This window comes from Streptomyces sp. NPDC046870 (assembly GCF_040704595.1).
GTDB lineage: Bacteria > Actinomycetota > Actinomycetes > Streptomycetales > Streptomycetaceae > Streptomyces > Streptomyces argyrophylli.
The window spans coordinates 1-24,421 of the sequence record NZ_JBEYXM010000034.1 but is presented as its reverse complement, the minus strand read 5'-3'; the positions used below and the strand labels follow the sequence as shown (position 1 = coordinate 24,421).

Below are 24,421 nucleotides of genomic sequence, written 5' to 3'. Positions count from 1 at the left end.
CGTCCGGACGGTGGACGTGCGCACCGGTGAGCTGACGCGGCTCACCCGTGACGCCGGGGCGGAGGACCACGACCAGGCCGTCGGGCGGTAGGCACGCCGGATGGCCGCAGGCGGCCCTCCCGGGAGCGCGGGCGGCGGCGTGCGCTGACGGGCGTCCCGGTGATGCTCTGCATAGCATCCTTGTGTGACAGAAATTCCGGGCGAACTGGTCGAGCTGGAACGTTCCTGTGAAGCGGAGCGTGCGAAGCTGGCCGGCCTGTGCGGTGAGGAGTTCGACGCCCAGTGGCGGGCGTGGCGAGGGGCGGCCGAGGCGTTCCAGACCGCCCTGACGGCGTACGCGGCGCGCGAGGGCGGGTCGCGGTACGAGCTGGAACAGTCCGTGAAGAAGGCGGTCCGGAGCACGCAGGAGGATCCGGCGCCGTAGCCGACCGCCCCCTGACGGCACGGCCCGGGCCCGCTCGTCCCTCCGCCGGGCGGAGCCCGTGTCGGGGGCGCGGCACCCTCGTGCTCAGTCTGCCGCCTGGTCCCGGACCGTGGTGAGACCGGCCGCGACCGGCGGCGCCGCGTCGGGAGCCGGTCCGGCCGGGGCCTCGGAGTGCTTCCGCCGCCGGGGGGCGGCGGTGAGGACCGCGAGGCAGGCGACGACCAGTGCGATGCCCGCCCAGCCCACGCCGGGCAGGCGTTCGCCGACGACCAGGACGGCGAGCACGGCCGCCACGGCCGGCTCCAGCAGGGAGAGCGTGGTGGCGGTGCTGGCGGGTACGTGCGCGAGGCCCCAGCCGAACAGGACGTAGCCGGTGAACATGGGGATGGCGGCCATGTACGTGCCGACCGCCGCGTTGGACCAGGAGCCGACGAGGGGGGCGCCGGTGGCCAGGAGGACGGGCAGGAGGAGCAGTCCGCCGAGCCCGAAGACCGCGCCCATCGCCGCGCGGGAGGGTATGCGGCGCGTGATGAGCCGGTGAGCCGCCCAGGAGTAGAGGGCGTAGGTGGCGGCGGCGACCAGGCCGAGGCTCACGCCGAGCAGCGTGGCCGCCAGGGACGGCCGGCCCGTGCCGTCGCCCGCGTGCGCGGCCTCGGCGACGCACAGCAAGGCGGTGCCGAGCAGGCCGAGGGCGGCGGCGGTCGTCCAGCGGCGGGTGAGCCGGCGGCCGTCCACGACCCGTTCGATCACGGCCGAGGCGAGCGGGGCGGTGCCGAGCGACACCACGGTGCCGACGGCGACTCCGGCCAGGTGCATCGAGCTGTAGAACGCCAGGGGGTACACCGCGACGGAGGCCGCGCCGAGCAGCACCGTGCCGCGCTGTTCGCGCAGGCGGGACGCGTGGCGGGCGATCCTCGGGGCGGCGACGAGGGCCTGGAGGAGTCCGCCCAGGCCCATCGCGACGGCGCCGATGGCGAGCGGGCCGACCCGGGGGGCGAACGTGGCGGCCGTACCCGTCGTACCCCACAGGACGGAGGCCGCCAGCACGCAGAGCGCCCCCGTCCCGGCGGACCGGCCGGGTCCGGCGGGCCGGCTCACAGCCGGTCCAGCAGGGCGGCGGCCATCGCGCGGGCGTGCCGGAGGCGTTCGCCGTCGCCCTCCAGACCGGCGCGGGCCATCGCGCCCTCCAGGAGGAAGGCGAGGTGCTCGGCCGTCGCCCGGGCCTCGTCGGGCCGCTCGGGCAGCAGTTCCTCCAGGTGGCCGGCGATCAGCCGCTCGACCTCCTCCTTGTGGGCGCGCACCACGGCCCGGCCCTCGTCGCCGGCCGGCAGCTCGGCGGCGGCGTTGAGCAGTCCGCAGCCGCGGAAGCCGTGCTCGTAGGCGAAGGCCGCGTGGTCGGCGTAGGCGTCGAACACCGCCAGCACGCCGTCCCGCGGGCCCCGGGCGTGTTCCAGCCGGCTGCGGTACAGGCCGAGCCACTCCTCGTGCCGGGCGTCCAGGTAGGCCCTGACCAGGTCGGCCTTGGAGGAGAAGTTGTTGTAGAGGCTCATCTTCGCCACGCCGGCCTCGGTGGTGATCGTGTCGATGCCGGTCGCCGCCACGCCGTCGGCGTAGAAGCGGCGGGCCGCCGCCGCGAGGAGGCGTTCGCGGGCCGGGCGCCGGCGTGCGCCGTCCGGGGTGCTCACATCGGTTCCCCTCATCACAGTCCAGACTAGGTAGGTCGGTCTACCCAGACTAGGTCACGCGAGCGGTCCCGTCCACACGAGCCGATCAGCCCGCGCTCCCCGCACCGGGCGACGGCGGCCGGGTAACAGGGGCGTGAATACGTCACGGCGGCAAGACGCCAGAAGCAGCGCATTGACGGGTCCGGTCTCCCGGGTGATCTTTCTTCTCACTGGCGAACTCCCTTGACCGACACCGCAGTCGGACCGGTTCCGCCTCCAAGCCCGCTCTCCTCCCCCGGAGTCGTCCCGTGCGTAGACCTCCCGTCCCGCGCCCCGGCCGTGGCCGCGCGAGACCCGTCCTGGGCGCGGTCACGGCCGTGCTGCTGGCCGCGCTCACGGCCCAACTGCCCGCCGCCGCCGCGGCATCGGCCACCCCCGCCGCGCCCCCGGCGGCGTCCTCCTCCCCCGCGACGCCCGGCACCCCCGGCACCGAGGCCCTGTGCGGGACCCCCCGTCCGGGACACTTCGGCTGCTTCGCCGTCCGCCGTACCGGCGCCCCGCAGACACGTGTGCGCGCCGACGGCACGGTCACCCCCGAGGGCTACGGCCCCGCGGACCTCCGCTCGGCCTACTCCCTGCCCGCCGACGGCGGCGCCGGCGCGACGATCGCGATCGTCGACGCGTACGACAACCCCCGCGCCGAGCAGGACCTCGCCACCTATCGCGCGCAGTACGGGCTGCCCGCCTGCACCACGGACAACGGCTGCTTCCGCAAGGCCGACCAGCGCGGCGGGGCGGACTACCCGGTGCCCGACGACGGCTGGGCGGGGGAGATCTCCCTCGACCTGGACATGGTGTCCGCGGTGGCGCCCAAGGCGCACATCCTGCTCGTGGAGGCCGACAGCGCCTCGACGGACGACCTGGGGGCCGCGGTCAACACGGCGGTCGCGCTCGGCGCCCGTTACGTGTCCAACTCCTACGGCGCCTACCAGGAGGACGCGAGCCTGCCCGCCCTGGACGCCGCGTACTTCGACCACCCCGGCACCGCCCTGCTCTTCAGCTCCGGCGACAACGGCTACGGCGTCAGCTACCCCGCCTCCTCCCCGCTCGTGACCTCGGTCGGCGGCACCTCGCTGACCCGGGACCCGGGTACCGCCCGCGGCTGGTCGGAGAAGGTCTGGAACACCGTCGTCACCTCCCCCTCGGGCGAACCGTCGTGGGGTGCCACCGGATCGGGCTGCTCGGCGGTCGAACCCAAGCCGTCGTTCCAGCCGGACACGGGCTGCGCGGGCCGTTCGGTCGCGGACGTCAGCGCGGTCGCCGACCCCACGACCGGCGTGGCCGTCTACAACAGCTTCTCCGACGCCGGCTGGAACGTGTACGGCGGCACCAGCGCCTCCGCTCCCATCATCGCGGGCGTCTACGCGCTGGCCGGCACCCCGGCCGAGGGCACCTACCCCGCCTCCTACCCCTACCTCACCCCGGGCGCCCTGCACGACGTCACCGAGGGCGACGACGCGAGCTGCGGCGACTCGGGACTGTGCGGTTCCGGCCCGGTCCCGCACTGCGAACCGGCGAGGAGCTGCATCGCCGGCCCCGGTTACGACGGGCCGACCGGCCTCGGCACACCCGACGGCCCGGCCGCCTTCCGGCCCGGGGCGCACGGCACCGTCGCCGGCACGGTCACCGACCGCGCGAGCGGCCGGCCGATCCCCGGCGCCACCGTACGCCTGGGGGACTACCACACCCTGTCCGGCGCCGACGGCACCTGGTCACTGGTCGTACCGCCCGGCACGTACCGGCTGACCGTGAGCACCTTCGGCTACGCCGAGAAGGACCTCGGTCGGATCGAGGTCGCCGACGGCGCCCAGGTCCGCGGTGACGCGGCGCTGGAGGCCATACCCACCGTGACCCTCTCCGGCAGCGTCCGCGACGGCGGCGGGCACGGCTGGGGCGTGTACGCCCGGCTGACCGTCGACGGCGTGCCCGGGACCGCGTTCACCGACCCGGCGACCGGCCACTACGCGATCCGGCTGCCCCGCGGGGCGAAGTACACCGTGCGGGCCACCGGCCTGTACCCCGGGTACCGGCCCGCCACCGTCGAGGCCGACCTGAGGTCGGCCGGCCGCACCGTGAACCTGGAACTGCCGCTCACCGGCACCGGCGTCCTCCCGCCCGGTTACGCCGTCTCCTACCACGGCGGCGGCCTCCAGCCCTTCGACGGGGCCACCACCCCGGACGGCTGGAGCGTGGTCGACCACACCGGCGCCGGCGGCTGGGACTTCGGCGACCCGCTGACCCGCGGCAACCAGACCGGCGGCGCGGGCCGCTTCGCCCAGACCGACGACTACGCCCTCGGCTGGGCCCCCGTCGACACCGAACTCATCAGCCCCGCCTACGACTTCTCGGCCCTCACCCACCCGGCCCTGGAGTTCGACACGGCGCTGCCCGGCAGCTACCGCTTCAACGACCCGACCGCCGACGTCGACGTCAGCACCGACTCCGGGACCACCTGGGAGAACGTCTGGCACCACACGGACGTCGTGAACGGCCCCGCGCACGAGAAGGTGGCACTCACGAAGTACGCGGGCGAGAAGTCCGTACGCGTCCGGTTCCACTACACCGGCTCCCTGACCGGCTTCTGGCAGGTCGACAACGTGGCCCTCGGCACCCGCGCCCTGGACGTCGTGCCCGGCGGCCTGCTGACCGGTCATGTCCGGGACGCCCACACGGGTGCCGGCGTCCTCGGCGCGACGGTCGCCGCCCGCCGCACCCCCGCCGACAGCGGCCGGAGCATCGCCTCCCCGGGCGACCCGGCCGTGGACGACGGCCTGTACTGGGCCTTCTCCTCCGGCACCGGCCGGCAGGAGTTCACCGCGGACCTGGCCGGATTCGGCTATCCGGCGCAGACCCGCGCGGTGCAGGTCCGGGCGGACGCCGTGACGACGGCCGACTTCCGGCTGAGTCCGGCGAAGCTGGAGGTCAAGCCCTCCGCCATCGGCGTCACCGTGCCCTGGGGCACGAAGAGCGACATCACCGTCCGGCTGCGCGACAACGGCAGCGCGCCCGCCACGGTCACCCTCGGCGAGCAGGACGTCAGGGCCGGGACCACGGCGACGGTCAAGGGCGCCCCGCGCAGGCGCGCGGCCACCGGGGCCGGCCCGCTGGACACGCCCCGGACCACCGCGGGAGCCTCCGCGGCGGCCACCGCCACCGTCACCGCCGACCCGGCGTGGCAGCCGGTCACGGACCTTCCCCAGGGCACCGCGGGCGGCATCGCCGCCACCTACCACGGCGTCGTCTACACCGGACTCGGCGCGACCCCCGACGGGCAGTGGAGCGACGCCCTGCGCTCCTACGACCCGGCCACCGGCGCCTGGAAGACCCTGGCCCCGGCCGCGACCAGGCGGTACGAGGCGGCGGCCGGCTTCATCCGGGGCAAGCTGTACGTGACCGGCGGCAAGAACGCCGCGGGACAGCCCGTCGCGGGCGGCGAGGTCTACGACCCGGCGACCGACTCCTGGTCGGCGATCGCCGACGAGCCCGTCGCCTACGCCGGTTCGGCCGCGGCGGTCGTGGGGGACAAGCTGTACGTCATCGGCGGCTGCGCGCAGTTCAGCTGCGGCACCGGTGACGTACAGGTCTACGACCCGGCGACCGACTCCTGGTCCTCCGGTCCGGCCTACCCCACGCCGACCTCGTGGCAGACCTGCGGCACCGTCGACGCGACCGTGTACTGCGCGGGCGGGGTCTCCCAGAGCGACGGCGGCACTCCGCGGGCGACCGCCGTCGGCTACGCCCTGGAGGCCGGCGCCGGCCACTGGACGCCCATCGCCGACCCGCCCGTCGACACCTGGGGCGCGGCCGGCACCACCGCCGGGGGCCGCCTGCTGACGGCGGGCGGCGTCCTGACCGGGGCCGGCGCCCTCACCAACGAGGCGTACGCCTACGACCCCGTCGCCGACACCTGGGCCGCGCTGCCCAGCCTGCCGCAACCGCTGTACGCGGCGGCGTCCGCGCCGGGCTGGTACGTGCTGGGCGGACAGGGCGCGGACGGCGTCGTCCAGTCAGGCGCCCAGGTGCTGCCGGGCTGGGACACACCGCACGCCGACGTGCCGTGGCTCGGCGAGAAGACCGGGACGACGACCGTCGCCCCCGGCCGGACGGTCCGGCTGACGGTGACCGCCGACGCCCGCGCGATGGGGCCCGCCGACGCGGGCGTCCACCGGGCACGGCTGATCATCGACAGCGACAGTCCGTACGGCGCCGTGACCGTCCCGGTCACCATGACGGTGGTGCCGCCGCGGGGCGCCGTCCACCTCACCGGCACGGTGACGGGGGCGGGTCCGTCGGCGGCACCGCTCGCCGGCGCGAAGGTGAAGGTCACCGCGAAGGGCGCGACACACACCCTGAACACCGCCGTGGACGGCCGCTACGAGGTGTGGCTCATGGACGCCCCCACCACGATCGGCGTCACCGCGGACGCCGAGGGCCACCGGACCGGACGGCGCACCGTACACCCGCACGGCACGACCACCATCACCGCCGACCTCGCCCTCACCAGGCGGTAACCGGCACGACGACACCGTGGGGCCGGCCGGACACCCGGCCGGCCCCACGACGTACGTCCCCGGGGTGACACTGCTGGGCGACGCCGCCCACCTGATGCCCCCGCTGGGGGCGGGCGCGAACCTCGCGATGCTGGAAGGCGCCGAACTCGCCGAGTCCATCGCCGCCGGGCCGGACGATCCGGACGAGACCGTCCGCGCCGTCGAGCAGAGGATGTGGGCACGGGCCGGCAAGTGGGCGAGGATCACGACCGCCGGCCTGGAACGCCTCGTGAGCCCGGACCCCGCCGAAGCCCTCGCCCTCTTCGACCAGGTCCAGCCGTCCTGACCGCCGGGCGCGCGGCTTTTCGGGCGGGCGGGGATCAGCGGGCGACTTCCTCAGCGGTCTGCTCGCGTACGGCGGCCGGTGCCGGGAGCGGGGACGCGGAGTGCCGAAGTGCCCGGACCTGTGGGGACGCCAGGGCGGCGAGGGTGGCGATGACGACGACGGCCGCGCAACCGGCCAGAGCCGCGCTCGGACCGACACCCTGGGCGACGGGGCCGGCGACGAGCAGGCCGAGCGGGGCGAAGGCCAGGGAGCCGAGCAGGTCGTAGGAGCTGACGCGGGAGAGGACCTGTTCCGGGATCTCGCGCTGCAGAGTGCTGGACCACAGCACGTTGAAGACGTCGCTCGCCACACCCGCGCAGAACGCGGCGGCGGCGGTCAGCCAGACCGGGGCCGAGACGCTCAGGAAGACCATGGGCAGCGCCGCCGGGAACGTGGCGATGACCGCGACCAGGACCGGCCGGCGGACCCGGACCCGCGCGGCCAGCCCGGCGCCGGCGATGGCTCCCAGAGCCTGGGCGGCCACGATGACCGACCAGGACCCCGCCCCGCCCGGATGCCGCTGGGCCTCCAACGGCCCGAGGACTCCGAGGGTCGCGCTGAAGACGGCGACCACGGCCGTGCACTGGGCGACCACCACCCACAGCCACTGCCGTGAGGCGAACTCCTCCCAGCCCTCCCGCAGGTCCGTCCGCACGGACGACGTCCTCACCGGCCTCGCGGGCAGCCGCAGGCGACCCGTGAGGCCGGCACTGACCACGAACGAGACGGCGTTCAGGGCCAGGGCCCAGCCCGCGCCGACCCACGCGACGACCACGCCCGACAGCGCGAGTCCGAGAAAGAGACACGTGTTGGTGCTCATCCGCAGCACACCGTTGGCCCGTTGCAACCGGTCCGCCGGGACCACGAGCGGCACGACACCGTCCATCGCCGGCGCGAAGAGCGCGGTCGCGAGCCCCGCCATCACCGCGAGGCCGCACATCGGCACCAGGGGCGCGTGCCCGGTCAGGGTCATCGCCGCCAGTCCCGCGTAGGCGAACGCCCCGACACCGTCGGCGACGACCATGAGGCGAGACCGGGACATCCGGTCGGCGACCACACCGCCGAGCAGGATGAACACCAGCTGCGGCAGCGATTGGCAGGCGAGCACCAAGGACAGCGTGCCCGGGCCGGCGCCGGGAAGTGCCAGCACGGAGAAGGCCAGGGCCACCCGAGCGAACCCGTTCCCCAGGACCGAGACGGTCCGCGCCGCCGCGAGCAGTACGAACCGCTGGTCACGCCAGAGCGCCGGCCTTCTCGGAGTGATCGTCATGAAGAGGAACCCCAGGTCTTTCGCGCGGGTCGGTTCCCCGTCGCCTCGCGTGCCTCGGTGAGGGCTCGCCGCCTGAGGGCGCCGCCGGACAACTGAACCGTGGTGGCGGCCAGGACGTCGTCCCTGCCGATGGTCCGCCCGTCCCCCCTGCGGGTGGACCGGGCCCGGAAGGCGTCCTTGGGGAACGAGGACGGGGCCGGTTCGCCCGGCGTCACCAGGGCGACCGTCCCGAAGCGTTCGGCCCCGCCCTCACGGACGACCATGGCCGCGTCCCGGGCGAGGTCCGTCAGGAACACGCTCGCGATTCCGTCCAGGTCGCGGACCATCGCGGGGACGGCCGTCACGCCCTGGCTCCGCAGCAGCTTCCTGACCCCGGCCTCGAACCTGTGGGCGCCGGCCACAGCACTCGGCCTGCGCGACCTGCCGCGCCCACGAGAAGGCACGATGACACCCTCGGCGTCGTACAGGACACCGGTCAGCCCTCGGAACGTAGGACTGTGGTCGTACCACGCGCTCCCCACCTCGAGCTCGACGTTCCGGTCGATCGCCGAGAGGAGGTCACCGGGAACCAGCTTCCTCCGGGCCCGCTCCGCCGCCACTCTCCTCGCGCCGTCGATGATCTCCGTCAGCACGGTCCGCGTCACCGACGCGGCGGCCCACGCGGCCGGCCGGGAGACGTGCATCGAGGTGACGTCCCTGAACACCGCTCTGACGAGAGAAGACTTGAAGGGCGAGACATCCGTGACCGAGGCGGTCCCGGGACCGCTGCGCTCAGGACGTGCGGGCTGTGTGGTCATCGGAACAAGCGCTCCCTGCTTCCGGAGTTGTCTGTGGCCCCCACTCCACCACGCGGACCGTCCTGCGCACACTCCCACGGCCGGGCCGGTGACCGGCCACCTCCCGCACGCGGACGAAATGGGTTGCGGCGGGACCCGCGCGTCCGGTGAGGATACGTCCATGGACAGTGCGACGGACGACGTGAACCAGGCGATCGCAGGCGAGTTGCAGCTCATGGACCCGCTTGTCCGCTCCTCCCGGGAACGCGCCGCGCGGCTCCTCGACCCAAAGTTCGTGGAGGTCGGCGGGTCGGGGCGGCGGTGGACGTACGAGGCCATGCTCGCCGAACTGCCCGACCATCCGGGCAGTTCGGCCGACGGTGTCCGGTACGAGCCCTCGGAGATCTCGGGAGTGCTGCTCGCACCCGGCCTGGTGCACCTGACCTTCGAGACCGTGCTCGGCGACCGCAGGACCAGACACAGCTCGATCTGGCGCAGGAGGGACCCGGCCGCAGGCTGGCGGATGTACTACCACCAGGCCACGCGCGTGCCGCCCGGGGTCGAACAGGGTCACCGGCACCTCGCCGACGACAACGGCCGCGCGCGGCGCCCCGCGTGAGATCATCCGTCCATGAGCAGCGACCTCGATGTGAGCGCTCTGGCGATCAACGTCACGATCCCGCAGGCACTGCGCTGGACGGACACTCGACGCGGTGAGACGTTCACGCTGACCACGCTCAACGTCCGGCTCCTCCCGGACGGTCACCTCGCCGTGAAGGCCTACGGCAGACCGGTCGGCGGTGGTCGGGGCGCATACGTCTCGTTCCCTGTCCCCGACAAGCCCGAACTGGCGGCCCTGGTGGCCGAAGCCGCGAGCCGGGCCGGGGAGTTGTGGGCCGCGCATCGTGGTCTCGGCTGAGCCCGGTCGCTCCACGCGCGGGGCGTCCTCATCCGGACGGCGGGCGAGGTGTGGTAGGCAGGGCTGGTGATCAGCCGACTCCCTCTCGACCAGCAACTCGAGTCCCTGCGCGTGGTGCTGTCCCGTAACGACGTGTTGACGGAGGTTCTGTCGCGCGCGGCGACGCTGGAGCTGCCCGGGTGGTACGTGACGGCCGGCTGCCTCTTCCAGACCGTGTGGAACGTCGTCACGGGCCGGCCGCCGGCCGGCGGGATCAAGGACTACGACCTCTTCTACTTCGACGGCGGCGACCTGTCCTGGGAGGCCGAGGACACGGTGATCAGGGCCGGACGCACGGTCTTCGCCGGCCTGCCCGCGGAGGTGGAGATCCGCAACGAGGCACGAGTCCACCTCTGGTACCAGGACAAGTTCGGTGTCCCGTGTCCGCCGTACGACTCCAGTGAGGCCGCGATCGACAGTTTCGCCGCGACGACCTGCTGCCTCGGGGTACGTGTGGAGGCGGACGGCCGGTGGCGCGTGTACGCGCCGCACGGCCTGTCGGACGTGTTCAACCTCGTCGTCCGGCCGAACCCGGTGCTCGCTCCCCAGGCGGTCTACGAGGCCAAGGCGGCCCGGTGGCGGGAGCGGTGGCCGGAGCTGACCGTTCTGGACTGGCCCTCCACGAGTCGCACGCCGGCCCCGACCGCCGACTGACGCCGGCCGCGCCGGGGTGTGAGGTTCTCGACGAGCGTTTCGGTACTTGGCGCAAGAGGACCGTTCGTCCTGCTCGATCCGCGGGAAGGACCGTGAGGCGCCGACGGTGCTGTGGTGGTCGAACGTCCACTTGGAGGACTTCCTCCACGAAAGGAAGGAGCGATCCTGTTCGGAGTGGTAGATCGGTACTTGTCCGCTCCGTCGGCGCAGGAGAGGTGGAAGCATGAAGCATCCGAATGGAACGGTCCGGGGCAGGAAGCCAGGGAGGACAACTTCGACGCTGAGCCTGCTCGCCGTGCTGGCGAGCACGCTCGTCGTGTCGGCCGCGTCCTCCGCACAGGCCGACGGTGACTACTGCGGCCACAGCGTCCTGGGCGCCATCGAACAGCGGTACCTCGCCATGGGCGGTCCCGGTGGCCCCCTGGGCTGTCCCCTTACGGAGGAGTTGGTCAACCCCGACGGTATCGGCCGACGCACGCAGTTCCAGAACGGAACCATCTACTGGTCTCCACGCAGCGGCGCCTGGCCTGTCTGGGGAGACATCGGCACCTACTGGTGCGACCAAGGGTGTGAGGCAGGATGGATCCGCTACCCGACGTCCTACGAGTACGCCGTGGGCAGCGAGATCCGGCAGAACTTCCAGTGCACCGTGATTCACTGGCAGGCCCTGTCCGGAGGTGCCACGAAGACCTGGTCCGACGGAGACACATGCGTCTGACTCCACGCCGCTGCCCTCCGACCACGAGCGCGCGAGCGTCTGGCGCGAGCTGGCAAACCTGACGGGGGGGATATCGCGGACCGTCGTCCTGGCCCGGACACGGCTCAGGGGCAGATCCGGCGGTACGCGACTCCGTCGGGAACGTAGCGGTGCCATTCCTGCTCGGTCAGGGACCGACCCGCGATGGTGCAGGCCCTGCCGGTGAGGATGCCGGGGTCACTGAAGGCGTCGGTGTCCCACAGCCGTACGGTCCCGTCGTCGCTGCTGGTGGTGAGCGTGTTCCCTTCCGGGGCAAAGACGGCCGACCGCAGGACGTCGGTGTGGCCGGTAAGTAGGGCCAGTTGCCTGTGGGTCCGGAGGTCCCACAGGCGTACCGTCCGGTCATCGCCGAAAGTTGCCAGGGTCTGACCGTCCGGGCTGACGACGGACGACCGAACGGTGCCGATGTGGCCGCTCAGGGTGGCGAGGCGACGATGGGTACGTACGTCCCACAGTCTCACCGCAGCGTCCCGACCGCTGCTGACGAGAGTTCGCCCGTCCGGGGTGAAAGTCACCGACTGCGCAAAGTCGGTGTGACCCGCGAGTGTTGTCGTGAGGCGGCGGCGCTGCACGTCCCACAGCCGCAGTTTGCCGTCCCACCCTGCCGTTGCCAGGATGCTGCCGTCCGGGCTGAAGGCTACGGAGCTGACCATTTTGGTGACAGCGTCGAGGGTGCCGAGGCGGCGGTGGTTCCGTGCGTCCCACAGATGTACGGATGAGGACTGGAAACTGCCGGTTGCGAAGACCCTTCCATCCGGGCTGAAGGTCATCCAGTCGGCCCCGTCGGCGAAGGACGCCAGTTGCCGATGAGTCCGTACACTCCACAAGCGGGTTGTCCCGTCGATGTAACTGCTGGCGGCGAGGGTTCGGCCGTCGGGGCTGAAGCGGACAGACTGCACGGGGCTGCGATGGCCGTCGAAGGAGGCGAGGCGGCGGTGGGTTTGTGCGTCCCACAGCAGAACAGCCGGATCGTCATTGCTGCTCGCGGCGATGAACCGGCCATCCGGGCTGAACCGTACTGTATTCACCTCGCCGGTGTGTCCGGTCAGGCGGCCCAGCGTGCGCTCCCTACGAACGTCGTGCAGGTACACGGTTCCGTCGCTGTCACCGGTCGCGAGCACTTTCCCGTTCGGGCTGTAGGCCGCCGGGTTGGCCGAACCACGTGGTCCGGCGAAGACGGCCCGAGGCCGCCCGGCCTGCATGTCCCACAGCCGGACCGTGGCGTCCCCGGATCCGCTGGCGAGCGTCGAGCCGTCCGGGCTGAACGCGAGTGCGTCCACGGCCCCGGTATGGCCGCTCAGTACGGTCAGGGCCGTGCGCTCCCGCACGTCCCACAGCCATACGGAACGGTCCTGGCTTCCGCTTGCCAGGGTCCGGCCGTCCGGGCTGAAGGCCAGGGCGAACACGGTGCCGTTGTGTCCGGTGAGCGTGGTCAGTGAACGGTGTGTGCGCACATCCCACAGACGCGTCGTGGAGTCACTCGCGCCCGTGGCCAGCGTGATGCCGTCCGGGCTGAACGCCAGCGACTGGACCCAGCCCGTGTGGCCCTTCAGCGTGGCGATGCGGCGCTTCTGTCTTACGTGCCAGAGCTGAACCGCGGACTTGTCGCTACCGCTGGTGCCGTAGCCGGTGACGGTGACGGCAAGGGTCCTGCCATCCGGACTGAATGCGAGGAGGGAGGTATAGACACCATCGTCGTCGTGGTAGGCCTGGAGTTCGTCAGTCTTCTGGTGGGTATGGGCGTCCCAGAGCAAGACCTTGCCCCGCTGGCTGGTGGTGGCCAGCGTGTCCCCGTCCGGGCTGAAGACCGTCGGGCCCCCCACACCTGTCAAGACAGCAGTCTGCACACGCCTGTGGACGTCCCACAGCCGTACCTTCCAGCCGTCATGGCTGGTGACGAGAGTCTTGCCGTCGGGGCTGAACGCCGCGGTCTGCACCTGGCTGCTGTGGCCGTCAAGTGAAGCCAGATGTCGGCCCCTCGCCACGTCCCACAGTCGTGTGGTGCCGTCATTGCCGCTGGTCGCGAGGGTCTTACCGTCCGGGCTGAAGGCGACCGACTTCACCTCTCCGGAGTGCCCCGTGAGAGTGGCCCGCAGGGGGGAGGACACCGTGGACAAGAGCTGGGCGCGGGTCTCCGGGGTTGGGGAGATGCGTTGAGCGGCCAGGGCAAGGCGTGCTGCCAGGGCAGGGTCGGCGTTGGCGTACTGCCGGCTCTGCTCCGTCAGACTTCGAGAGGCGGCCAGGGCCCGCTGCTCGTTGCTGCCGCTACGAGCGTTGAGGGTGGTCAGACCGGCCACAACGAGGATGAGTGCGGTAAGGAGGGCGGAGCCTGCGAGGACCAGGCGACGTCGACGCTGTACCTGAGCACTGGCCTCGATGAACCCGGCCTCTTCGGCGGGTATTTCGGCGGCGCGAGCGCCGATCCACCGTCGTGCCTCCGCGATCTGTTCCCGGCCGAGTGAGAGTTTGCGCGGATGGCCCTGCTCATGCCAAGCCCGCAGGGAACGGCGCAACCCCTCTTGCCAGCTGCGGAACTCCCGGTTGTCCTCGATCCAGCGTTGCAGCCGCGGCCATTTCTCCACCAGTGCCTGGTGGGCGAGCTCAGCGGTGTCCCACCCCGTCGGGCGTCGCGTTACCACGACCAGCCGCGTACTGGCCAGCCGGTGGACCAATGCCCAGTCGCCCGCGGAGAACTCAGTACGGGCGGCGACCCGGCGAGTGTCCGGGCCGCGCTCCCCGGCGTCCAACTGCTCGCCGGGGCGAACGAGCTGGATGAAAATCCGCTCCAGCGCTTGCTGTTCGGCCTTGTCCGCCCAGTCCCACAGACTGTGCTCCGCTTCTCCCGCAAGGGCTCCCTCAACGCCGCCGAGCTCCTGGTACGCGCTGGTGGTGAGCCACCCGCGTTCCTGCCGCTCCCACAGTCGGCTCAGGGCGTACTCCAGCATCGGCAGCGCGGCCGGACCGGGCGGCGTATCCCGTAGCAGCTGCTCGACCAGACCGTCGGCGAACCGAACCCCCGCGTGTCCCTTCAGCGGACAGGTGATCGCCTCCCGCAGCTCGGTACGCGTCATGGGCTGTACCACCATGGATGTGGCGTCCCATGCCGTACGAAGGTGGGGAAGCTCCTCGATCTGCTGGAGGAAGTCAATCCGGGTGACGACCACGGCCTGGGCGGGACGGCTACCGTCCGTGCGGCGAGCAGTCAGAACCCCGAGTATGGTGTCCAGCCGCCGGGCTGTGTCGGGCGCGTCCGCGAGGAGCGTTTCGAATTGGTCAGCCACCAAGACCAGCCGGGACCGTCCGCCGTGGCGGGCCAATGTCTGCTCTACGGCGGTACGAATGCCTTGTTCGTCGGTGACCTGTCGGGCCAGCGCCAACCATCGGTCGTGCCAGCCGGCTTGCATGATGTCCGCATCTCCCGCCGAGGCCAGGGCCCAGGCCAGCAGCTCCTCAGCGGTCAGGCGCAGTCCGTGGGGCAAGCGGGCGACCACATACCGGTCGCGGTCCAGATGACCTAGGAGGCCGGCGCCCACCAGTGAAGACTTGCCGACGCCGGAGGACCCGAGTACAGGAAGGATGGGAACCTGCTGCTCAAGGAGTTCGATCAGCTGTTGCGTCTCGTTCGTACGACCGTGAAAGACAGAACGGTCGTGCTCGGTGAACGGCAGTAGTCCGCGATACGGGGTATCCGCCACCAGCCTTCTGCGTAGTTGGGGCCATTCCCTGGTGAGGGACTCCACGGTGAGGGCGTACCCGGTCCGGCGCCGCTGGTCCCGCTCGACAGCAACGACGACGCCGATGACACCGCCGTATTCCTCGTCCCACACCGGCGCCCCACTGAAGCCGCCTGCCAGAGGGAAGGGGGCCTCTTCGTCGCAGGTCAACTGCCACCAGCCGGTTCCTTGGGGACCCTCGACGGTTCCCCGAGTCCAGATTCCGGCGTCCTTGCCACCGCCTCGCTCCGGGTACTTCGGGAAGCCGAACGCCCGCCAGCGGTGCCCGGCCAGGTCTTCCGCCTCCACGATCCGCAGAGGTACGGCACCCCGCGGGGGCTCGCCGCTTAGCTGCAGGACAGCGACATCACCGCTGCTGTCACCTGCCACAGGCACGCTGAAGTGCACGGAAGCCGTGGCCTGGGGACGCCCGGGGAGTAGCGGAAAGTCAAGGGTGACGGGAAGGAGATCTGGGAGCGGCTCGTCGAACGGGAGGTCCGCGGTCGAGGCGACGACGTGTGCGCATGTAAGCAGCAGTCGGCCGGGGATCAGGAACGCCACCCCGACCGGACGTCCGTCGAGCAGCACCCGAGCTGTCCCGCGTTCCCATGCGGAGTCCGGCTGGCTTGCCAGCGTCACTGGCCGCCCTCGGAGCGGCTCCATTCCAGCTCCAGTTTGATGTGCGCGTCCCCGGACCCCTTAGCCACGACCAGGCCCGCCTCGGCTGTCACGCGCAGTCCGAACTCTGCACGAACGTGATCAGGACTGCGTGGCAGATCCGTCAGCCGCTCCAGCATTGTCGCGGCCACCCGCTGCACCCGAGCCATGCCCGACTCGAACGTGTCGGCGGACGTCTCGAAGAGCTCATCGCCACGACTCGCCCGGATCACCCCGGAACCCTGCTCGTCGGACAATTCGACGACGAAGACCTCACCGTCCTCGAAGGGGACACTCAGGTACACGCGACGACCTTTCTGCTGCTTCATCAAGTCACTTGCACGTGCTGCAGGTGACCAGAGCTACCACCCCACCGGCCATTCCTCTGCGGGCCGGAAGCGCGTTCCCGTAGCTCCCAGTCTGCTGACCCGACCCAGCATGCCCCGCCGTCACGGACGAAGGGGGCGTCTCGCGGGAAGTCGCCAAAGGCAAGGGGGATTGTTCGGAACAGCGGCGCGACCGTGCCGCGCTGTAGCTGCGCAGTATCCTGCGGTCCGCATCCAGTGGCCGAGCGTCGACAGGAACCACTGCCCCCGCCCTGCGCGTTCCGCCCGGTGGCCGGGTGCCGGCCACCGGTACCGTGATCGGCGGGGCCCACCTGGCCAACTGCCACCAGGACCCCGAAGGCTCCCCGGTCTGTACGCCGTGGACACAGGCCGGCACCTGGCACCTGATCCTCACCCACGTCCAGGAGCTGCGACTGCCAGTCCCCGTCGTGAGACCACTCGCGCCCTGGAAACCGGCACCGGACCTGCTGACGCAGGTGTTCCGGCAACTGCCCGGCTTCCGGCCGTGACCGACCGGGGCCGCAGAAGACTGCTGTGAGAGCCGGGCCTCATCAGCAGCGTGAAAGCACGCACTCCCCTGCCAGAAGCGAGAGGATTACGGACCTTGGGGGTCCTGCGCGTCAGGCGGGTCGCCCCTCCTGAACGGTCGGTTCCCGAAGCAGGGCGTTGTACCCGTCCGAGTGCTGGGAACAAGGCGTCGTCATACGGCAGCCGGCGTGGCCGGCTGTCCTCGGCCCTGTCCGCCGACACTCTCCGGGGGACCGAGCATCCAGGCGCGGATCAGGGCGGATTGCGACCGTCATCTTCCGTGAGCCCGTCGCCCTGTGTCGGCCCGAGACGAACTCCGCCCTCCCGCCCACAGATTCCACCCACTTTCTTGACTTCAAGGTCAAGAACAGTGCTGGTGTTCCGGGCATGGGGAGGCCCAAGCAGTTCGATCCGGATGTCGCCATCGATCAGGCCATGGAGGTGTTCTGGCGAAAGGGGTACGCCGGAACCACTCCGCAGGACCTCGTCGACGCGCTCGGCATCGGCAAGGGGAGCCTCTACAACACCTTCGACAGCAAGCACGCCCTGTTCGAGCGGGCGCTCCGCCGTTACCGCGACAGCCAGGCCGTCACGCTCGTCGAGATGCTCGGGGAGCCCGGTCCGGTCAAGGCGCGTCTGCTCAGAGCTCTCGGGTTTCTCGCCGAGATGGACCTCGCCGACCCGGACCGCCGGGGCTGCATGGCCGTGAACACGGCAGCGGAACTCGCCGGAACGGACGAGGTGGCGACCGAACTCGTCTAGCGCATGTTCGCCCGTACCGAGAACGCCTTCCGGGCACTGGTCGAGGAGGGGCAGCGTTCGGGAGAGATCGCACCCGACCGCGACCCCACGGCGCTGGGAAGTCTGTTGCTGAACACGGTCGTCGGTTTGCGGCTCACGGCGCGCGTCACCGAAAGCCCCGATCGGCTCCTCCAAGTGATCGACGCGGCTGTCGACTCCCTCTGATCCACCCACAGTTCCCGTACTTCCGGACCCACTCCCGCAGCGTCCGCTACCCATGTTTTGTACTTCCAATTCAAGAATCGGAGTGCCGTGAACTTCGATCTCACGTCCATGACAGCCGTCGTCACCGGCGCCGGCCGGGGCATCGGACTCGCCATCGTCCGGACCCTGACCGCCGAAGGCGTCCGCGTCGTCGGCGCGGCCCGCACCATCACGCCCGAGCTGGAGGAAGCCGGCGCGCACGCGGTGTCGGCCGACCTGAGCACCGCCGACGGTGTCGCCACCCTGATGGACAGCGCTCTCGACGAACTCGGTGGCGTCGACCTGCTGGTGAACAACGTCGGCGCCGGGGACGACGTGGAGCCCGTCGGCTTCCTCGACACGGACGACGCCCGGTGGACCCGGGTCTTCGACCTCAACCTGCTCAGCGCCGTCCGCACCACCCGCGCTGCCTTGCCCAGCCTGATCGAGCGCCGCGGATCGATCGTCAACGTCTCGTCGATCAGCTCCCGGCTGCCCGCCGCCGGCCCGGTCGCGTACAGCGCGGCCAAGGCGGCCCTCGCCGCGCTGGGGAAGTCCCTGGCCAAGGAGTTCGGGCCCCGGGGAGTGCGAGTGAACACCGTCTCACCCGGAGTGGTCCGCACCCCCCTCTGGGAGGACCCCGACGGCTTCGGCGGCAAGGTGGCGGCCGCGGCCGAGGCAGAGCACTCCGCGTTCCTCCAGCAGATCCCCGAGGCCTTCCGACATCACCACCGGCCGGGTCACCGAGCCCAAGGAGGTGGCGGCCCTGATCGTGTTCCTGCTCTCCGGCGTCGCGCGCAACATCACCGGCGCCGACCACGTCATCGACGGCGGCACGGTCAAGACACTCTGAGTCGCGGAGGCACCGGTGACGAGGGTGTCTCGGCCGGTCCCCGTGGCCGGTCGCGACACCTGCCGGGCACCGACCCGGGAGGCCGGGTGCGCGCCCGAACGGGCCGTGCGGCCCCCGCACGCCGCCGACCCCCGGGCGGTGACGCCACCATTGAGCCGGCAGCGGTGGAACGGTGCAGCCGTGCGGCCAGGCGAAGGCCCGCTCGACCACCTGTACAAGATCCCCCGTTTTGTCCCTGTCTGACGTGCAACCTTCCGGTGCGGCGGGCCGTCTCACCTGGCATCAGAGTTCCGCGACCAGGCTCGGCCAAGGGGGACACGATGCGACGTACGAGAGCGGCAGTGACGGTGATGGTGCTCGCGGGGGCCACGCTGTGGACGGCGGCGGGCACCGCGGGCGCGGCCCCGGTGCAGGGACCGCGCGCGGTGGCGGCCTGCCCGACGGGCTGGGGCAGCGGCGCCAAGGGCGGTGCCGCCGTGGGGGCCGAGCACCTGACGGACATCAGGACCGGACAGCACGAGTGCTACGACCGCATCGTGTTCGACGTGCCCGGCGGCGGCGACCGCATCGGCTACCACGTCCAGTACGTCGACCGGTTCCACGCGGACCCCTCGGGCCAGTACATACCGGTTGCCGGCGGGGCGGTCCTCGACATCCACGTCGACGCGTGGAGCTACGACCTGGAGGCCGGCAAGCCGACCTACCCGGGGAAGGTGGGCGAGGCCCTGCCCGGCGTGAACGTCGGCGGGTACCGCACCTTCCGGGACACCCGGTTCGGCGGCACCTTCGAGGGGCGGACGCAGGTCGGTCTCGGTGTACGCGCCCGGCTGCCGTTCCGGGTGATCCAACTGGACGGCCGGATCGTGGTCGACGTGGCCCACAGCTGGACGAGTCAGCCCACGCCCCTCGCGCCGGCCGTGAACGGGCGGTGACCGGGAGCGCGGCGACGGATGGCCCGCGCGGTGGAGCGCGTCGTCGCACCGCTCCACCGCACAGCCTGGCTACCAGGACGGACGGTTGCGCCCGTCCATGCGTGAACCGCACGCGCCCGTCGCACGGCGCGGCGGGATCGACGCGGGCCCCGGCGCCCTGGCCGAGCTGACCTCGACGAGGGCATCCGCGTGCTTCTCGTCCGTCCTCAAGGCCGACCGGGCCAGCTGGCGCCCTGGCCCCTTCGCAGACGCCGCGGTCGGTACAGGAGCACCGGGCGGGGTGCCGGAACATGCCCTTCCGCCATGTGAACGTCATGTTCCTGCCGGGCTGTTGCCCCGCCGCAGTAGTCATGACCGGGTCAACTACCCCTGCATTCACCGTGACAGGGGAGAGACCGGATGACATCCGCAGCACGCCCGTCCCAGCATGCCCCCGAACTCCGCGCCGCCGCCAGGCACCTCGGCCGGCGCCGCTTCCTCACCGTCACCGGCGCCGCCGCCGCGCTCGCCTTCGCCGTGAACCTGCCGGCCGCCGGCACGGCAGCCGCCGCCGAGCTGGACGCCCGCGCAATCACCGGCGACCCCTTCACGCTGGGCGTGGCCTCCGGCGACCCGCTGCCCGGCTCGGTCCTGCTGTGGACCCGGCTGGCCCCGCAGCCGTACCAGCCCGACGGCGGACTGCCCGCGCGGCGCGTCACCGTGCAGTGGGAACTGGCCCACGACGCGGACTTCCGCCGCATCGTCAGGCGCGGCACCGCCCCGGCACACCCCGAGTTCAGCCACACCGTCCACGTCGAGGTCCCCCACCTGCCGGCGGACCGCGTCTTCTTCTACCGCTTCCGGGCGGGCTCCTGGCTGAGCCCCACCGGCCGCACCCGCACCGCCCCGCTGCCCGGCACCCGTCCCGGCGCGCTCACCCTGGGCGCCGTCTCCTGCCAGGCGTACGCCGACGGCTACTACACCGCCTACCGCCACCTCGCCGAGGACGACGTGGACGTCGTCTTCCACCTGGGCGACTACCTGTACGAGTACGCCGTCAACGCCACCGGCAACGACCGCAACTACACCGACCGCACCCTCCCGGCCCACTTCAACCACGAGACGGTGACACTGGAGGACTACCGGCTGCGCTACGCCCTGTTCAAGTCCGGCCCGGACCTGATGGCCGCGCACGCCGCGCACCCCTTCGTCGTCACCTGGGACGACCACGAGACGGAGAACAACTACGCCGACGACACCCCGGAGGACGGCGGCTCCTCCGAGGAGTTCCTGCTGCGCCGCGCCTCCGCCTACCGCGCCTACTGGGAGAACCAGCCGCTGCGCCGCCCCCAGCTGCCCACCGGCTCCGACATGCGGCTCTACCGCCGGCTGCACTGGGGCCGGCTCGCCCAGTTCGACGTCCTGGACACCCGCCAGTACCGCTCGGACCAGGCCTACGGCGACGGCTGGCAGTACCCCGGCCCCGAGTCCGAGGACCCGGCGCGCACGCTGACCGGCGCCACGCAGGAGCGGTGGCTGATCGACGGCTGGCGCGCCTCGCGGGCGCTGTGGAACGTCGTACCGCAGCAGGTCACTTTCTCCCAGCGGTACAACACCACCGCCACGCCGTCCAAGGTCTCCATGGACTCCTGGGACGGCTACCCGGCCTCCCGCGAGCGGATCCTGGCGGGGGCCGAGGCCGTCGGCGTGGAGAACCTCATGGTGCTCACCGGTGACGTGCACGTGCACTACGCGTTCGACATCAAGCGCGACTTCGGCGACCCCGGCTCCCGGACCGTGGGCACGGAGATCGTCACCACGTCGATCACCAGCGGGCGCGACGGGGCGGACCGGCCGAGCAACTGGGCCACCTACCTCGCGGCCAACCCGCACATGAGGTTCTACAACGGCCGGCGCGGCTACGTGACGGTCACGCTCGGCCAGGAAGCGGCCCGCGCCGACTTCAAGACCGTCCCCTACGTCACCAGGCCGGGCGCACCCCTCACGACCGCGGCCTCCTTCGTCACGGAAGCCGGCGCCCCAGGACTCATGCCGGCCTGACACCCGGTACGGACGTGTTCGGTGTGCTGGTGGAATCGGTACCATCAGCGCACCGTTTCCACAGGTGTTGTTCTGCTGGGCCTCCGACGGCATGGTCGACAAAGGTCACCCCTGGCACACCGGCCGCACGGACAGGCGGCGCGAGGCGTGCGGTGCGGCTCGCCCGCGCGTCTCTCAGTGCGGCGGCCCGGCCCGGAGCTGTTCGCGTACCCAGGCGGGATCGGGGTTGGTGTGCGGCCGGCCCGCCACGACGACGGTCGGCACGGTCTCGTCGCCCCCGTTGGCCGCCCTCACCACCGCGGCTCCCGCCGGGTCACGCCAGATGTCCACCCAGTGCAGCCGGCGGGCGCCACGGCCCAGCCGGATGCGCAGCCGCATGCAGTACGTGCAGCCCGGACGCCAGTAGACGACCGGGCGGCCGTCGACCGCGCTGCGGCGTTGTGCCTCGCGCGTACCGACCGGCCTCGGGAAGAGCAGGGGCGAGGTCGTCCCGGCGAGTACCAGGAACGCCGTCAGGAGTGCTGCGGCCGTGCCGGGGCTCCCCGCGAGGATCTGCCCGGTCGCGACGGCTGAGCCGCTGAGCACGAACAGTATCGGCAGCATCCAGGCTCGCATCATGGTGACGCAGGCTATCGGTACGTGGTCACGGAGTGGTTCCCGGGCCGGTCCGCGGCGTCCGCGTCGGTCAGGGGGTGCGGAGACTGGTGGTGTACACGTCCGTCCGGTTTCCGTGCGGCAACGTGGCCGGATACGGCCACGGTGGGCCGGGTGCCGTCACCCCCTGCGCGGACCGGTCAGGTGATCGCCTGCGAGGTCCCGTCCGGCAGCGCGCAGAAGTCGCCGGCGTAGGGGCGTGAAACGATCTGTCCGCCGGCGGCCGCGCAGTCGTCCCTGGAGATGGTCGGGGACGAGGCGGACGCGGCGCTGACAGCGCCGACGGCGCTCACGCCGGCCAGGGTCGCCGCGGCCAGGGCGAGGCCCAGGATTCTTCGCATGCGCATGACTTCCTCCTCCACTCAGGCGCCTTCGTTCGGCCTTCTGGAGGGACAAGTCCCAAGACGACGGCGCCTCTTCCTCAGCATGGGCGCTCGGCGTGACGCCCGCGACGCGAGGCAGGGCGCCGCGCCAGGGCGGCCCCGCGGTACGCACAACCGTGGCCACGGGCCGTACCCGCCTCCGGCCGGTGCCTGCGGGCGGTTGCCGGGCGCGGACTCGCTAACGCGGTTCGTGGGCCGCCGCCCGGCAGGCACCGGTCGCGGCGCCGCCCGCGACTCCGGCCCCGGTCAGGCCCGTCACACAACCTTGCAGGTCTCCGACCACGCCACGGCCGCAGGCCGCGGTGACGGAGTCGGAAGCGGTGGCACCGGCCAGCTCGGCCATCCGCGTGCAGGCGGGGATGTCCGCCCGCACCGCGGGAGCGGCGAGGACCGCACCGCCGAGGGTGAGGGTCAGGCCGGTGAGGGCACCGGCGATACGGGTCGACGTGCGCATGGGACACACCTGCCTTCCGGGGTGGTCGCGCGGTCCCGGCCGGACCCGCGCGATGAGGCCGCCTGGCGACGCCCGGTGAGCGGTGCCCCGGCCGGCGCGCTCACAGGCGCGGTTCCGCGCCGCATCCCCCGCGAGCCGCATCGGGACGCGGTCGCCAGGCCGCGGGAGAGGGCCCCGGGACTCGGACCGGATGAGACGCACACGCACGCACACGAACCTCCGCCGGCGAGCCCCTCACCCCAGCATCGCATCCTCGCCGCGAAGCCGCCCCGCGTCACGATGCCGTGACGCTTCCCCCGTGCCAGGGGTGCGATCTCTTCACGTGCCGACCACATGTACGATCACGCGACACTGGATGTGGGGGGCACCTACCTGCGCTGACGCCTGTCGGTGACCCCTCCGGCACTCAACGGAGATCGGTACGTGGGCAGCAGCAAGAGCAGCAGTGATTCGGTCATCGGATGCGGCATCCTCATGGCCGTCGTGCTCGTGTGTTCGATGGTGTCCGCGTGCAGCGGCGGTGACGACGGCAAGGCGGACACCGCGTCGGCGACCGAGCACAGCGCCGCTTCCGGCGTCGCGGACGGCTCGCCGAAGCCCACCCGGCCGAAGCCGAAGAAGGTCACCCTGTCCCTCGACGAGATCGTCAACACCCCGGGGACCTTCCAGCAGTTCCAGCACTTCGTCGCCGAGCACGGGACTGCTCACGAGAAGAAGGCGGTCGAGCACCTGGAGAAGTGGCGGGGATTCTCGCGGAAGGCGTACCCCGCCATCGAGGTGGCGTCCGACTATCCGACCGTCGACTACGAAGCCGACGGTGCCACGGACGAGGTCATGGCGCTGGAGAAGGAGTCCCAGTACGTCGCCGAGGCGTTCGCCGCCTGGTGGCGGATCGACGAGCCGTCGGTGATCCAGGTCTTCGATCGCGGCGGCCGGTACACCGCCGGGACGGCCTGCATCCGGGCCGACAGCGCCGAGAAGGAGGGGTCCTGTCTCTGACCCCTCCCGCGGCGCCGGCCGTCAGGCGGCACGACGGCCGGTGGCCGAGCGGCCACGGCGTCGGCGGCTGCTTCTGACGTGGCCCCCGGCCCGGCTCCGGCACGTGCGCGACCAGTGACGGAGCGCGCATGCCGGAGGCGGACTCGCGCCCGTGTCAGCTGGCCTGGGCCGTCGGCATGATGAAGACCTGCGGGAGGTTGACCCGCAGCGGCAGGGAGGCGATGAAACCGACCGTCCGCGCGATGTCGTCCGGCAGGAGCCAGTCGACGGTCTCCTTCGACCCCTCCAGCCATTCGCGGGCGCCGGTGTCGGTGACGTGGTCCTGGAGTTCGGTGCCCACGATCCCGGGCTCGATGGCGGAGACCCGTACCTTCTTCGGGCCCAGCTCGATGCGCAGGTGCTTGGAGAGGTGCGAGACGAAGGCCTTGGTGCCGGCGTA

At 71.9% G+C, this 24,421-nt stretch carries 20 protein-coding genes and 3 pseudogenes; 13 read left to right on the top strand and 10 right to left on the bottom strand.

The annotated features are described in order from the left end of the window. Nucleotides 1-184: 184 nt before the first annotated feature. On the top strand, nucleotides 185-424 hold the full coding sequence (locus AB0946_RS38255; protein WP_366765342.1) for a hypothetical protein: 240 nt from the start codon (nucleotides 185-187) through the stop codon (nucleotides 422-424). A gap of 84 nt (nucleotides 425-508) precedes the next feature. On the opposite strand, the gene AB0946_RS38250 is transcribed toward AB0946_RS38255, so the two are convergent. Further along, nucleotides 509-1,522, bottom strand: coding sequence for a DMT family transporter (locus AB0946_RS38250; protein WP_366765341.1), 1,014 nt, complete (start codon nucleotides 1,520-1,522; stop codon nucleotides 509-511). After that, nucleotides 1,519-2,124: a TetR/AcrR family transcriptional regulator gene (locus AB0946_RS38245; protein ID WP_366765340.1), complete on the bottom strand. Its 606-nt coding sequence runs from the start codon at nucleotides 2,122-2,124 to the stop codon at nucleotides 1,519-1,521. Before AB0946_RS38245 ends, AB0946_RS38250 begins: the two co-directional genes overlap by 4 nt. A 272-nt stretch (nucleotides 2,125-2,396) precedes the next feature. Between AB0946_RS38245 and AB0946_RS38240 the strand changes: the two genes are divergently transcribed. Beyond that, the gene (locus tag AB0946_RS38240) at nucleotides 2,397-6,659 is read left to right on the top strand and encodes a carboxypeptidase regulatory-like domain-containing protein (RefSeq protein WP_366765339.1); all 4,263 of its coding nucleotides are present in this window, start codon (nucleotides 2,397-2,399) and stop codon (nucleotides 6,657-6,659) included. 49 nt (nucleotides 6,660-6,708) lie between these two features. Then, nucleotides 6,709-6,984 (top strand): annotated as a pseudogene (locus AB0946_RS38235) (FAD-dependent monooxygenase); the annotation flags it as partial. A 34-nt stretch (nucleotides 6,985-7,018) separates the two neighbouring features. On the opposite strand, the gene AB0946_RS38230 reads toward AB0946_RS38235, so the two are convergent. Together AB0946_RS38230 and AB0946_RS38225 are read right to left on the bottom strand one after the other, a co-directional pair. Next, complete coding sequence (locus tag AB0946_RS38230; RefSeq protein ID WP_366765338.1) at nucleotides 7,019-8,293, bottom strand: MFS transporter; 1,275 nt, start codon at nucleotides 8,291-8,293, stop codon at nucleotides 7,019-7,021. Beyond that, nucleotides 8,290-9,090: a hypothetical protein gene (locus AB0946_RS38225; protein WP_366765337.1), complete on the bottom strand. Its 801-nt coding sequence runs from the start codon at nucleotides 9,088-9,090 to the stop codon at nucleotides 8,290-8,292. Before AB0946_RS38225 ends, AB0946_RS38230 begins: the two co-directional genes overlap by 4 nt. A gap of 160 nt (nucleotides 9,091-9,250) precedes the next feature. Between AB0946_RS38225 and AB0946_RS38220 the strand changes: the two genes are divergently transcribed. The 4 genes from AB0946_RS38220 to AB0946_RS38205 all read left to right on the top strand — a co-directional run bounded on the left by AB0946_RS38220 (nucleotide 9,251) and on the right by AB0946_RS38205 (nucleotide 11,399). Further along, nucleotides 9,251-9,688: a DUF4440 domain-containing protein gene (locus AB0946_RS38220; RefSeq protein ID WP_366765336.1), complete on the top strand. Its 438-nt coding sequence runs from the start codon at nucleotides 9,251-9,253 to the stop codon at nucleotides 9,686-9,688. Nucleotides 9,689-9,700: 12 nt separating this feature from the next. After that, nucleotides 9,701-9,988 carry a hypothetical protein gene (locus tag AB0946_RS38215; RefSeq protein ID WP_366765335.1) on the top strand — a complete coding sequence of 96 codons (288 nt, stop codon included), beginning with the start codon at nucleotides 9,701-9,703 and terminating at the stop codon, nucleotides 9,986-9,988. 66 nt (nucleotides 9,989-10,054) lie between these two features. After that, nucleotides 10,055-10,681: a nucleotidyltransferase family protein gene (locus tag AB0946_RS38210; RefSeq protein ID WP_366765334.1), complete on the top strand. Its 627-nt coding sequence runs from the start codon at nucleotides 10,055-10,057 to the stop codon at nucleotides 10,679-10,681. A gap of 223 nt (nucleotides 10,682-10,904) precedes the next feature. Further along, nucleotides 10,905-11,399 (top strand): hypothetical protein, encoded by a 495-nt coding sequence (locus AB0946_RS38205; protein WP_366765333.1) that lies wholly within the window; start codon nucleotides 10,905-10,907, stop codon nucleotides 11,397-11,399. Between the two features lie 104 nt (nucleotides 11,400-11,503). On the opposite strand, the gene AB0946_RS38200 is transcribed toward AB0946_RS38205, so the two are convergent. Next, nucleotides 11,504-15,739, bottom strand: a complete 4,236-nt coding sequence (locus tag AB0946_RS38200) for a trypsin-like peptidase domain-containing protein (protein ID WP_366765332.1) — start codon at nucleotides 15,737-15,739, stop codon at nucleotides 11,504-11,506. Nucleotides 15,740-15,786: 47 nt separating this feature from the next. Next, nucleotides 15,787-16,137 (bottom strand): CU044_2847 family protein, encoded by a 351-nt coding sequence (locus AB0946_RS38195; protein ID WP_366765331.1) that lies wholly within the window; start codon nucleotides 16,135-16,137, stop codon nucleotides 15,787-15,789. 293 nt (nucleotides 16,138-16,430) lie between these two features. Between AB0946_RS38195 and AB0946_RS38190 the strand changes: the two genes are divergently transcribed. From AB0946_RS38190 to AB0946_RS38170, 5 genes and pseudogenes are all read left to right on the top strand, one after another. Then, complete coding sequence (locus AB0946_RS38190; protein WP_366765330.1) at nucleotides 16,431-16,664, top strand: hypothetical protein; 234 nt, start codon at nucleotides 16,431-16,433, stop codon at nucleotides 16,662-16,664. 406 nt (nucleotides 16,665-17,070) lie between these two features. Further along, nucleotides 17,071-17,649, top strand: a pseudogene (locus AB0946_RS38185) (TetR/AcrR family transcriptional regulator). An 87-nt stretch (nucleotides 17,650-17,736) separates the two neighbouring features. Continuing rightward, nucleotides 17,737-18,520, top strand: a pseudogene (locus tag AB0946_RS38180) (oxidoreductase). A 320-nt stretch (nucleotides 18,521-18,840) separates the two neighbouring features. Beyond that, nucleotides 18,841-19,452 carry a hypothetical protein gene (locus tag AB0946_RS38175; RefSeq protein WP_366765329.1) on the top strand — a complete coding sequence of 204 codons (612 nt, stop codon included), beginning with the start codon at nucleotides 18,841-18,843 and terminating at the stop codon, nucleotides 19,450-19,452. A gap of 399 nt (nucleotides 19,453-19,851) precedes the next feature. Further along, on the top strand, nucleotides 19,852-21,492 hold the full coding sequence (locus AB0946_RS38170) for an alkaline phosphatase D family protein (protein WP_366765328.1): 1,641 nt from the start codon (nucleotides 19,852-19,854) through the stop codon (nucleotides 21,490-21,492). A gap of 174 nt (nucleotides 21,493-21,666) precedes the next feature. Here AB0946_RS38170 and AB0946_RS38165 read toward each other — a convergent pair whose 3' ends face one another. From AB0946_RS38165 to AB0946_RS38155, 3 genes are all read right to left on the bottom strand, one after another. Beyond that, nucleotides 21,667-22,110: a glutaredoxin domain-containing protein gene (locus tag AB0946_RS38165; protein WP_366765327.1), complete on the bottom strand. Its 444-nt coding sequence runs from the start codon at nucleotides 22,108-22,110 to the stop codon at nucleotides 21,667-21,669. Nucleotides 22,111-22,286: 176 nt separating this feature from the next. Beyond that, nucleotides 22,287-22,493, bottom strand: a complete 207-nt coding sequence (locus tag AB0946_RS38160; RefSeq protein ID WP_366765326.1) for a hypothetical protein — start codon at nucleotides 22,491-22,493, stop codon at nucleotides 22,287-22,289. 214 nt (nucleotides 22,494-22,707) lie between these two features. Next, nucleotides 22,708-22,983, bottom strand: a complete 276-nt coding sequence (locus AB0946_RS38155; protein WP_014669621.1) for a hypothetical protein — start codon at nucleotides 22,981-22,983, stop codon at nucleotides 22,708-22,710. 423 nt (nucleotides 22,984-23,406) lie between these two features. On the opposite strand from AB0946_RS38155, the gene AB0946_RS38150 reads away from it, so the two are divergent. Next, a complete protein-coding gene (locus AB0946_RS38150) occupies nucleotides 23,407-23,982 on the top strand; it encodes a hypothetical protein (RefSeq protein WP_366765325.1) in 576 nt (191 codons plus the stop codon). Between the two features lie 154 nt (nucleotides 23,983-24,136). Here AB0946_RS38150 and AB0946_RS38145 read toward each other — a convergent pair. Next, the coding region (locus tag AB0946_RS38145; RefSeq protein ID WP_366765324.1) for an SDR family oxidoreductase at nucleotides 24,137-24,421 on the bottom strand (285 nt) is incomplete at its 5' end.

Bases quoted from the DNA above. Each gene is read 5' to 3' on its own strand.
- AB0946_RS38245 (WP_366765340.1), bottom strand. From the start codon at position 2,124: ATGAGGGGAACCGATGTGAGCACCCCGGACGGCGCACGCCGGCGCCCG.
- AB0946_RS38230 (WP_366765338.1), bottom strand. From the start codon at position 8,293: ATGACGATCACTCCGAGAAGGCCGGCGCTCTGGCGTGACCAGCGGTTC.
- AB0946_RS38225 (WP_366765337.1), bottom strand. From the start codon at position 9,090: ATGACCACACAGCCCGCACGTCCTGAGCGCAGCGGTCCCGGGACCGCC.
- AB0946_RS38220 (WP_366765336.1), top strand. From the start codon at position 9,251: ATGGACAGTGCGACGGACGACGTGAACCAGGCGATCGCAGGCGAGTTG.
- AB0946_RS38215 (WP_366765335.1), top strand. From the start codon at position 9,701: ATGAGCAGCGACCTCGATGTGAGCGCTCTGGCGATCAACGTCACGATC.
- AB0946_RS38205 (WP_366765333.1), top strand. From the start codon at position 10,905: ATGAAGCATCCGAATGGAACGGTCCGGGGCAGGAAGCCAGGGAGGACA.
- AB0946_RS38195 (WP_366765331.1), bottom strand. From the start codon at position 16,137: ATGAAGCAGCAGAAAGGTCGTCGCGTGTACCTGAGTGTCCCCTTCGAG.
- AB0946_RS38175 (WP_366765329.1), top strand. From the start codon at position 18,841: ATGCGACGTACGAGAGCGGCAGTGACGGTGATGGTGCTCGCGGGGGCC.
- AB0946_RS38170 (WP_366765328.1), top strand. From the start codon at position 19,852: ATGACATCCGCAGCACGCCCGTCCCAGCATGCCCCCGAACTCCGCGCC.
- AB0946_RS38165 (WP_366765327.1), bottom strand. From the start codon at position 22,110: ATGATGCGAGCCTGGATGCTGCCGATACTGTTCGTGCTCAGCGGCTCA.
- AB0946_RS38160 (WP_366765326.1), bottom strand. From the start codon at position 22,493: ATGCGCATGCGAAGAATCCTGGGCCTCGCCCTGGCCGCGGCGACCCTG.
- AB0946_RS38155 (WP_014669621.1), bottom strand. From the start codon at position 22,983: ATGCGCACGTCGACCCGTATCGCCGGTGCCCTCACCGGCCTGACCCTC.